The organism is Bradyrhizobium sp. PRIMUS42 (assembly GCF_023006515.1).
Lineage (GTDB): Bacteria > Pseudomonadota > Alphaproteobacteria > Rhizobiales > Xanthobacteraceae > Bradyrhizobium.
On sequence record NZ_JALBGZ010000429.1, the window covers coordinates 1 to 5610 of the forward strand.

The following is a 5610-nucleotide window of genomic DNA, read 5'->3' on the forward strand; positions in this document are numbered from 1 at the left end:
GCTGCTGCGCCGGCGCACCGTCGGCCTGTGCTTGCGTCGGGGCCGGAGCAGGCTGTGCCGCCGGGGCGGGGGCGTTCTTCTTCGCGCCTTGCTGCGCATAGGCGGCCCCCGTTGACAACAGGACCGCGGCGGCGAGGGCGACAAATCGGGATTGCATGGGCATGGCGAAACCACGTTGGCGTGAACCGGGGGTCTCGCTGTAGCGTCGCGGGAGACGCGGCGCAAGCTTACTCGGCGGCTTCCTTGACGGTGCCGTGCTCGACCGTCTCGTGGCTGTCACCGTCACTCGGACGGCCCCAGCCCGAGAACCAGTTGTTGAGTTCGTCGAGATAGAGATAGACCACGGGCGTGGTGAACAGCGTCAGTGCCTGGCTGACGATCAGGCCGCCGACCATGGCGTAGCCGAGGGGCTGGCGGATCTCGGCGCCGGTGCCGTGACCGAGCATCAAGGGCACGCCGCCGAGCAGCGCGGCCATCGTCGTCATCATGATGGGGCGGAAGCGCAGCAGCGCGGCCTGGCGGATCGATTCCGCCGGCGTCTTGTGCTCGTCGCGTTCGGCGGCGATCGCGAAGTCGACCATCATGATGCCGTTCTTCTTCACGATGCCGATCAGGAGAATGATTCCGATCAGGGCAATGAGGCTGAAGTCGAAGCCGGCCGCCATCAGGATCGCGAGCGCGCCGACGCCGGCCGAGGGCAGGGTCGACAGAATCGTGATCGGATGGATGTAGCTCTCGTAGAGGATGCCCAGGATCAGATAGACCACGACGAGTGCGGCGAGGATCAGCAGCGGCACGGTGCCGAGCGACTGCTGGAACGCCTGCGCGGTGCCCTGGAAGCTGGAATTGAGTGTCGGCGGCGTTCCGAGATCGGCCATCGCCTTCTGGACGGCTTCGGTCGCCTGGCCGAGCGCAACCCCTTGCGCGAGGTTGAAGCTGATCGTGATCGCCGGAAACTGGCCCTGGTGGCTGATCGAGAGCGGGCGGACCGGATCGGTGGTCCAGGTCGCGAAGGTCGACAGCGGCACCTGTTCGCCGGTCAGCGGCGATTTCAGATAGAGCTTGTTCAATGTCTCGAGACTGCCCTGCATTTCCGGCAGCACTTCGAGGATCACCTTGTAGGTGTTGAGCTGAGTGAAATACTGCGTGACCTGCCGCTGTCCGAAGGCGTCATACAGCGTGTCGTCGATCATCTGCGGCTGGATGCCGTAGCGCGAGGCGGTGTCGCGGTTGATCTTGAGCTGGACGGTGGTGCCCCGCGTCTGCTGGTCGGTCGCGACGTCGCGCAGTTGCGGCAGCGTCTGCATCTTGGAGAGAATCTTTGGCGCCCATTCGTTGAGTTCGTCCAGATTGGCGTCCTGCAGCGTGAATTCGAACTGCGTACGGGTCGGCCGGCCGCCGAGCCGGACGTCCTGGGCGGCCTGCATGTAGAGGCGGGCGCCCTCGACCTTGTCGAACTGCGGACGCAGCCGCGCGATGATCTCCTGCGCCGAGGCCTGGCGCTGGTCGCGCGGCTTCAGCGTGATGAACAAATTGCCGTTGTTGCCGGCGCGGCCACTGCCGCCGATCGACATGGCAACGCTGGCAATGTCGGGATCGGCCAGGATGATCTTGCCGAGCTGCTCCTGGCGCCTGACCATCTCCTTGAACGAAATGTCCTGCGAGGCTTCGGATGTGGCCGTGATAAGGCCGACGTCCTGTTGCGGGAAGAAGCCCTTCGGGATCAGGACGAACAGGTAGATCGACAATCCGAGCGTGGCGAAGAAGATCGCCAGCGTGGTGCGTCGCCAGGCCAGGGCGTGGTCGAGCACGTATTCGTAGCCGCGCAGCAGCCCGTCGAAGGCGCGCTCGCTCCATTGGTAGAATTTGCCGTGCGTCACCTCGCCATGCGCGCGCAGGAAGCGCGAGGCCATCATCGGCGTCAGCGTCAGCGACACGAACATCGAGACGAAGATGGTCATCGCCAGCACCACGGCGAACTCGCGGAACAGGCGCCCGATGATGCCGCCCATCAGCAGCAGGGGGATCAGCACCGCGACCAGCGAGATGCTGATCGAGACGATCGTGAAGCCGATTTCCTTGGAACCCTTGAAGGCGGCCACCATGGGCGAGTCGCCTTCTTCGATGTAGCGGGTGATGTTCTCGAGCATCACGATGGCGTCATCGACCACGAATCCGACCGCAATGGTGAGCGCCATCAGCGACAAATTGTCGAGCGAATAGCCGACCACCCACATCAAGGCGCATGCGCCGAGCAACGCCAATGGCACCGTCACCGTGGGAATGACGGTGGCCCAGAAGCTGCGCAGGAAGATGAAGATGACCATGACCACGAGCGCGATGGTCAGGAGCAGGGTGAACTGGACGTCTTCCACCGCGGCGCGGATCGTCGTGGTGCGGTCGCTGATCAGCTCGATCTTGATTGCGGGCGGAATAGCAGCCACCAGCCGGGGCAGGGTGGCCTTGATGCGGTCGACGGTCTCGATGACGTTGGCACCGGGCTGCTTGAATATCACCAGGAACACGCCGCGCTTGCCATTGGCCCAGGCCGCCTGTTTGGCGTCTTCGGCGGCGCTGACCGCCTGGCCGATGTCGCGGATGCGCAACGGACCGCCGTTGCGATAGGCGATGATGACGTCGTTCCAGTCCTTCGAGTGCGTGAGCTGGTCGTTGGCGTAGATCGTATAGGCGCGCCTCTCGCCGTCGATATTGCCCTTGGGGCTGTCGACCGTGGTGATCGCGATCGCACTGCGCACGTCTTCCAGCGACAGGCCCTTTGCCACAAGCTTTCCGGGATCGACCTGAATGCGGATCGAAGGTTTCTGCTGTCCGCCGATGAAGACCTGCGCGACGCCCGAAAGCTGGCTGATCTGCTGGGCGAGCTGGGCGTCGACGGCGTCGCTGACGCTGGTCAACGGCAACGTCTCGGAGGTCGCCGACAGCAGCAGGATCGGGGCGTCCGCCGGGTTGACCTTGCGGTAGGTCGGCGGCGAGGGCAGGTTCTTCGGCAGTTGGCCGCTGGCGGCGTTGATGGCACCCTGGACGTCGTTGGCGGCACCGTCGATGCTGCGATTGAGGTCGAACTGGATGGTGATCGACGCCGTGCCCAGATAGCTCGTCGAGGTCATCTGGGCGATGCCGGGGATCTGCGCGAATTGCCGTTCGAGCGGCTGCGCCACTGACGAGGCCATCGTCTCGGGGCTGCCGCCGGGCAGGTTGGCGGTGATCTGGATGGTCGGGAAGTCCACCTGCGGCAGCGGCGCGACCGGCAGCAGCGGGTAGGCAACGAGGCCGACGAACAGGATGCCGGCCATCAGCAGCGAGGTGCCGATGGGATAACGGATGAAAGGTGCCGAAATCCCGCCCTCGGTCATTCCTGTCGAACCTTGTTCTGCGCCGGATCCGAGCTCGCCACCGCTGTCGAGACGAGGCTTCCGGGCTGCACCTTGAATTGACCGCCGGTGATGACCTGCTGCCCGGGGATCAGGCCTTCATCGACGACCGAGCGTCCGTCGATGCTGTAGCTGACCTTGATCTTGTGCACTTCGGCCTTGTTGTCCTGATTGACGGTATAAGCGTACAGGCCGTCGGTGGAATGCTGGACAGCATCATCGGGAACCACGGTCGCGTCTTTCAGCGTCCGAACCAGGAGCCGCGTCGAAACCGACTGGCCCGGCCACAAGGTGTGGTCCTTGTTGTCGAACACCGCCTTGAGCCGAATGGTGCCGCTGGTGGTGTCGACCTGGTTGTTGATGACCGCGAGCTTGCCCTCGGCCAGCGTCTTCTTGCCGTCGGTCGTGAAGGCGATCACCTTGAGCGCACCGGCCCGCTGGCCTTCGCTGATATAAGGGAGCTGGTCTTCCGGTGCCGTGAAGATCACGGTGATCGGCTCGACCTGCGAGATCGTGACGATGCCCGTCTGCGTCGAGGCGTTGACGATGTTGCCGATGTCGACCTGGCGGAGCCCTGCGACCCCCGTGATCGGCGCCTTGATCTGCGTGTAGTCGAGCTGGGTCTGGGCGTTGGCGATCGCGGCTTCGTCGGCGGCGATCTGGGCGGTGAGCTGGGCAACTGTGGAGCGCTGGGTATCGACCCGCTGCGCGGTCGCGAATTCGCCGAGCTTCATGGCGCGCTGGAGTTCGAGATTGGCGTTGGCGAGGCTCGCCTCGTCCTGCGCCTTCTTGGCCTTGGCCTGGTCGAGCGTGGCTTGATAGGGACGGGGATCGATCGCGACCAGAAGCTCGCCCTGCTGGACAATCTGCCCTTCCTTGAAGGCGAGTTTGTCGATCTGACCGTCGACCCGGCTGCGGACCTGGACGGTGTTGAAGCCTTGAACTGTGCCGAGACCGGTCAGGTAGACCGGGAAGTCGAGCTTCTGAACCGGCGCAACGCTTACGGGGACGGCGGGCGGGCGGGGTGGACCCTTCTGGGCGGTCTGGGTTTTTCCGGCTTCAGGCCCGAATTTCTGCCAACCATAGTAACCCGCGGAGGCCGCTGCCGCGATGATGAGAAGCCAGAGGATCGGCCGGGACTTTTTCATGTCGTCTCGTGTCGGCTCGTGCCCTCAGCTATGAATTATAGGGCAATCGCAGGGTTCCACCGCGTTTGTATAATACACGCCAAGTTCCAGTGTAAACAGCACTATCCGTTGAGAATCCTAAACAATTGGAAAGCTTTGCACCACCTGGGCAGTGGTCTGGCGCGGCGGTGTGCAGTGCTGCATTTTCTCGGCCGGGTCGATCGGCGGGCAAGTCTTGTGCGGCACTCGCAGACGATGTGCTCAACCTCAATGGCGCCGCGCCGAGCCGCGGCTCGGTGCCGGCGACAAGAACGGTTCTAAATACCGCGGAAGCTGTTTCGGTTGTCAGGAATTTCGGCATCGTCCATATCGGCGCCGCCACAAGGGAGCGCAGCATGGACGAATTGAACGGCAAGCTGATCGCGTGTCAGATTCTGATCACGGGATTGATCGCGCGTGTGGCCAACGAGCAGCGCGATCCCTTGCGCTTCCTCACCGACTTCCGAGACGAGATCAAGGCCGTCGTGAATGGCGTCAACATCGCGGGGATGGACAACTCCGATCGCGTGCGCGCGGTCGCGCAGAAGACCGTCGATGAATTGTTCTCGCTGATGAAGCCGCCGAGCAGCGATTGATGCTGAAAGCACAGCGTCAATTGCACGCATTTGGCGTCGTCTTTAGAATGAGTCCAGTCTTAGCTTAGAACGATTTCAAACTGCAGTTTAGAATTGTTTTGATCTGGATTGATTCAAGGGTTCTTGCGAGGCGCTCGCATTGACCCACTATTTTGCGGCCGATACCAACAACCCATCGTTCGTCGAAGTGAATGAGCGAACAGGAAGATGGGGCGTTTGGTAATGGGGCAGGTGGTCGCACCGAAGTCGTTGCGTTCGGTCGCAGCATTCGATCTGGGGAATGAAAAGTTCGCGGGCGTTTCCGGCAAGAAGGTCTCCGCGGTTGCGAGCTTGATCGCAGCGGCGTCCGTTTCGAGCGGGGCGCAGGCGCAGCAGTCGAACCTGCCGCCGGTGACGGTCGACGCTCCTGTCGCGCGTCCGCGTCCGACGGCCTCGAAGCCTTCGCCGGAACAAATC

General features: G+C 63.1%; 3 protein-coding genes and 2 pseudogenes. 2 read left to right on the forward strand and 3 right to left on the reverse strand.

Features of this window, described 5'->3' with window-relative positions; all coding sequences use genetic code 11:
- From MOV75_RS25630 to MOV75_RS25640, 3 genes and pseudogenes are all read right to left on the reverse strand, one after another.
- A pseudogene (locus MOV75_RS25630) lies at positions 1-163 on the reverse strand (invasion associated locus B family protein); the annotation flags it as partial.
- Between the two features lie 64 nt (positions 164-227).
- The gene (locus MOV75_RS25635; protein WP_246930353.1) at positions 228-3374 is read right to left on the reverse strand and encodes a multidrug efflux RND transporter permease subunit; all 3147 of its coding nucleotides are present in this window, start codon (positions 3372-3374) and stop codon (positions 228-230) included.
- Positions 3371-4540 carry an efflux RND transporter periplasmic adaptor subunit gene (locus tag MOV75_RS25640; RefSeq protein WP_246930355.1) on the reverse strand — a complete coding sequence of 390 codons (1170 nt, stop codon included), beginning with the start codon at positions 4538-4540 and terminating at the stop codon, positions 3371-3373. The genes MOV75_RS25635 and MOV75_RS25640 overlap by 4 nt, the downstream gene beginning before the upstream one ends.
- Positions 4541-4914: 374 nt before the next feature.
- Here MOV75_RS25640 and MOV75_RS25645 point away from each other — a divergent pair, with 374 nt between their 5' ends.
- Both MOV75_RS25645 and MOV75_RS25650 read left to right on the forward strand, forming a co-directional pair.
- Complete coding sequence (locus MOV75_RS25645; RefSeq protein ID WP_028146580.1) at positions 4915-5154, forward strand: hypothetical protein; 240 nt, start codon at positions 4915-4917, stop codon at positions 5152-5154.
- A 207-nt stretch (positions 5155-5361) separates the two neighbouring features.
- Positions 5362-5610: pseudogene (locus MOV75_RS25650) on the forward strand (TonB-dependent siderophore receptor); the annotation flags it as partial.

Bases quoted from the DNA above. Each gene is read 5' to 3' on its own strand.
- MOV75_RS25640 (WP_246930355.1), bottom strand. From the start codon at position 4,540: ATGAAAAAGTCCCGGCCGATCCTCTGGCTTCTCATCATCGCGGCAGCG.
- MOV75_RS25635 (WP_246930353.1), bottom strand. From the start codon at position 3,374: ATGACCGAGGGCGGGATTTCGGCACCTTTCATCCGTTATCCCATCGGC.
- MOV75_RS25645 (WP_028146580.1), top strand. From the start codon at position 4,915: ATGGACGAATTGAACGGCAAGCTGATCGCGTGTCAGATTCTGATCACG.